Raw genomic sequence first — 3,262 nt, 5'->3', positions numbered from 1 at the left:
CCCGCGAGCAAGCTGCCGCCGAACACCATGGCGTTGAGCGCAAGCGCGTTGTAGAGCGGCGGAACGCGCTCGCCTGCGACGAAAAAGTCATCGACGGCGATCGTGCGGGTCATGAAGCCGATAGCGATGTAGAACAGCGCTGGCGCAACGACGATGACGTGATCGATGGTCAGCGTCGAAAGGCCGAGTTGTTCGAGCACCACGAGCATCAGGACGAGGCAGGTGTAAGCGCTCGCGAAGATCGCGAAACTGGAGCCGAGCTTCGGGTTTACGGCGGGCGTGCTGTAATTGAGCGTCATGTCAGAACTGGATGGTCATGTTATGGACGCGGTCCGCGCGCTGCTGCCCGCCAAAGAAGCCGTATATCAGGATGGCGAGCAAAATCACCGTCCCATGTGCGAGCAGGAAATAGCCCAGCGGAAACCGCAGAAAGCGGTACGCGTTGAGCTCGGGGATGAAAAAAGGAAAGACAATCATGATCACGGCGAGTGTCACCGTCATACCGAGGCTGATCCGCGAGATACTTCGCCAATAAGCTTGCTTAACGTCGTCATCGGACATAGTTTTGCAGTCTCATTACATCTTTAGTTCAACCCCGGGAATCGGTCCTTGCCATCCTATCTGAAACCGAGAGCCAAGCAAGGCATGCACGCCAAGCGCGACTTGCGTCCCAGGAAGAAGGCGGGCGGCGCGAGTGGCCCGATTGTGGCGACCAAGCGATGAGCGCTTATCATGTCATCATTGCGGACGATCATCCGCTTTTCCGCGATGCCCTCAAGCAGACGCTAGGCTCGTCTCTGGATGGCGTCAGCATCACCGAAGTGGATTCGGTCGAGAAGCTGCTCGATACGCTTTCGGCCAGTCCGGGCGCGGATCTCGTGTTGCTCGACCTGAAGATGCCGGGCGAGAAGGGCGCGGCTTCGCTGTCCGGGCTCACCGGCCTCATGTATCTCCGGAGCCAGCATCCGCAGATTCCCGTTGTGATCGTCTCGGCGACCGATAATACGAGCATGATTCGCCGCTGCGCCAATCTCGGTGCGTCTGGCTTCATCTCGAAGTCCCTGCCCGTCGACCGTATCCGGCAGGCGGTGAAGACCATTCTCGACGGCGGCATCTGGTTCACCGACGAGATGCAGGGCGAGGGCGGCCCGGACGAACTCGGCGAGATGGCCGCGCGGCTCGCGACGCTCACGCCGCAGCAGGTTCGCGTGCTTTCGATGCTTGGCAAGGGGCTTCTCAACAAGCAGATCGCCTACGAGCTTTCCGTCTCGGAAGCGACCGTGAAGGCGCACGTCTCGGCGATCTTGCAAAAGCTCGGCGTCGACAGCCGTACGCAAGCTGTGATCGCGGTGAACCGGATCGCGGCGGTGGATGAGGCGGACGGTACCGAAGGGGCCTGACGGCCCGCCGCCAGCGGCTCCGGTTTAGCGTGCGCGCTGAGTCACGCGCGCGCTCGCCGGTCTGCCCGCCGCGAACGGGTTTTCGCGGTCCTTCAACTCCGTCTCGATCTCGTCCAGGCTCCACGGCGTGAAATCATGCGCGTCCGCCGCCACGTCGAGGCTAAGCCCCAGCGGCGCGTGGTTCAGCCGACCATGCACATGGCCGAACAGGTGCCAGTTTCCCATCCACGACCCATTCCACTCGCGCATCGGATAATGGCACAGCACGATGTTGTGCCCGCCCGCGTCAATCTCGCGGATGAGGCTCACGCTCGCGAAAAACGCGGCGTGGTGTTTCAGCGTCTCCGTGTCGTGATTGCCCTGAACGAGGTGGATCGTGCCGTTGAGCCGCTTCAGATAAGCATCAGCGCCGATAAAATTGCGGAAGCAGAAGTCCCCCAGATGGTAGACGGTGTCGCCCGGACGCACGCGTTCGTTCCATCGCGCGATCATCGCCTCGTCCATTTCGGTGACGCTCGCGAAGGGGCGATTGCAGGCGCGGATAATGTTCTGGTGACCGAAATGCGTGTCGGAAGTGAAAAATAACGTCATCGCTGCGCCTCGTCCGGAGCGCCTCGCGGCGCTTGAGCCCGTTTCGATCCGAAGCATCGCAATCCGACCGGTATCAGGGCACAAAATAGTGAGAGACGGATCAGATCAGTTGCCCCAATCGGATACGGCTCAGGATCCAGGAGCCAAGCTATCGCTGCTCCGGCCCCGCCTGACATTTATGAAGCGGCTTAACGAATTGCAAATGACGGCGTTGCTTTCGTCGGGCGAAATGGCCGCTCAGCGCGGATTCGCGACGACAATACCCAGCCGGGCATGGTTTCAGAGCCGAGGCTTCCGACGTCTTTTTCACCAAGCGGACACTCGCTCACGCGAATAAATGCGCCGTCCGGTCTCAATGCTTTAGGTCCGGCGGACGATGCCTTCTTCGGCTTCCTCGACCGAAAAACCAAGTTGATCGAGTGCATCCTCAAGATAGTCCGGCAGAAGCGGCAGGCCGAACAGATAGTCCACCGGGTTATTCCCGTGTTCCGCCTTGGCCGTGGCAATCGCCTCGTCGAGTTCGCCCGGCGCGTAGGTGCCGCGTCCGATCCAGGCCAGCGCAATCAGGCTCGCCTGCTCGTCCTCGTTGAGGCTGTCGAGGAATTCCCTGAGTTCCTGCCGAGTCGCGTCGTCGGGGCGGTCTTCGAGGATCGCATCGCTCGTCGCGTCGTCGCTATCTGCGTCGTCGTCCCATGCGGCGGTTTTTACGTCCAGTTCGCGAGCGCGGAGAATGACGTGCGCAACCTTATCGGTGGTGACTTCCAGCATTGCCTTGGCTCTGTTCTTTTGCGGTGCTCTCTAAATAGACCGCGATTTGCTTGAAGATATCCCTGAACATTTCCGCCGTTAAGCGGCCGGTGTTCGTATTATACCGTGAACAATGATAACTGCCGAAAAGTTTACGTCCGCAACCGAGATCGTGGGCGGCGCCATGAGCGAACTTGTACTGCGAGGCTTTGAGATCGAGCGCGCGCAACGTCCCGTCGAAGGCGATGCGGCCGAGCGCCAGGATCGCGCGCAGGTGCGGCATCTCGCGAATCGTTGCCGCGAGGAATCCCCGGCAGGCCGCCGCTTCTGCTGGCGTGGGCTTGTTCTCGGGTGGCACGCATCGAACAGCGTTCGTGATGCGGCAGGCGCGCAACGACAGTCCATCGTCGGCGCGCTGATCGTACGTGCCGGACGCGAAGCCGAAGTCGAGCAGCGTCTCGTAGAGCAATACCCCGGCGTAGTCGCCCGTGAAAGGACGACCGGTGCGATTCGCGCCTCGAAGA

Annotated in this window: 5 protein-coding genes and 1 pseudogene; 1 reads left to right on the top strand and 5 read right to left on the bottom strand. The window is 60.9% G+C overall.

What is annotated here, in order from left to right:
- Both T281_RS16695 and T281_RS18040 read right to left on the bottom strand, forming a co-directional pair.
- Positions 1-299: pseudogene (locus T281_RS16695) on the bottom strand (hypothetical protein); the annotation flags it as partial.
- A gap of 1 nt (position 300) precedes the next feature.
- Positions 301-561, bottom strand: a complete 261-nt coding sequence (locus T281_RS18040) for a DUF4212 domain-containing protein (protein WP_081796878.1) — start codon at positions 559-561, stop codon at positions 301-303.
- A gap of 158 nt (positions 562-719) precedes the next feature.
- Between T281_RS18040 and T281_RS16685 the strand changes: the two genes are divergently transcribed.
- Positions 720-1,400, top strand: a complete 681-nt coding sequence (locus tag T281_RS16685) for a response regulator transcription factor (RefSeq protein WP_013420704.1) — start codon at positions 720-722, stop codon at positions 1,398-1,400.
- 24 nt (positions 1,401-1,424) lie between these two features.
- Here the strand turns inward: T281_RS16685 and T281_RS16680 are convergent, their stop codons facing one another.
- From T281_RS16680 to T281_RS16670, 3 genes are all read right to left on the bottom strand, one after another.
- Complete coding sequence (locus tag T281_RS16680) at positions 1,425-1,991, bottom strand: metallophosphoesterase family protein (protein ID WP_081796879.1); 567 nt, start codon at positions 1,989-1,991, stop codon at positions 1,425-1,427.
- Positions 1,992-2,351: 360 nt separating this feature from the next.
- Positions 2,352-2,759: a DUF3775 domain-containing protein gene (locus T281_RS16675; RefSeq protein WP_037242136.1), complete on the bottom strand. Its 408-nt coding sequence runs from the start codon at positions 2,757-2,759 to the stop codon at positions 2,352-2,354.
- The coding region (locus T281_RS16670) for a uracil-DNA glycosylase (RefSeq protein ID WP_037242130.1) at positions 2,737-3,262 on the bottom strand (526 nt) is incomplete at its 5' end. The genes T281_RS16675 and T281_RS16670, both read right to left, overlap by 23 nt.

The organism is Rhodomicrobium udaipurense JA643, from assembly GCF_000636015.1.
GTDB lineage: Bacteria > Pseudomonadota > Alphaproteobacteria > Rhizobiales > Rhodomicrobiaceae > Rhodomicrobium > Rhodomicrobium udaipurense.
This window is presented reverse-complemented; position numbering and strand designations above follow the sequence as displayed.

Coding starts and splice junctions, on each gene's coding strand:
- T281_RS18040 (WP_081796878.1), bottom strand. CDS start 561: ATGTCCGATGACGACGTTAAGCAAGCTTATTGGCGAAGTATCTCGCGG.
- T281_RS16685 (WP_013420704.1), top strand. CDS start 720: ATGAGCGCTTATCATGTCATCATTGCGGACGATCATCCGCTTTTCCGC.
- T281_RS16680 (WP_081796879.1), bottom strand. CDS start 1,991: ATGACGTTATTTTTCACTTCCGACACGCATTTCGGTCACCAGAACATT.
- T281_RS16675 (WP_037242136.1), bottom strand. CDS start 2,759: ATGCTGGAAGTCACCACCGATAAGGTTGCGCACGTCATTCTCCGCGCT.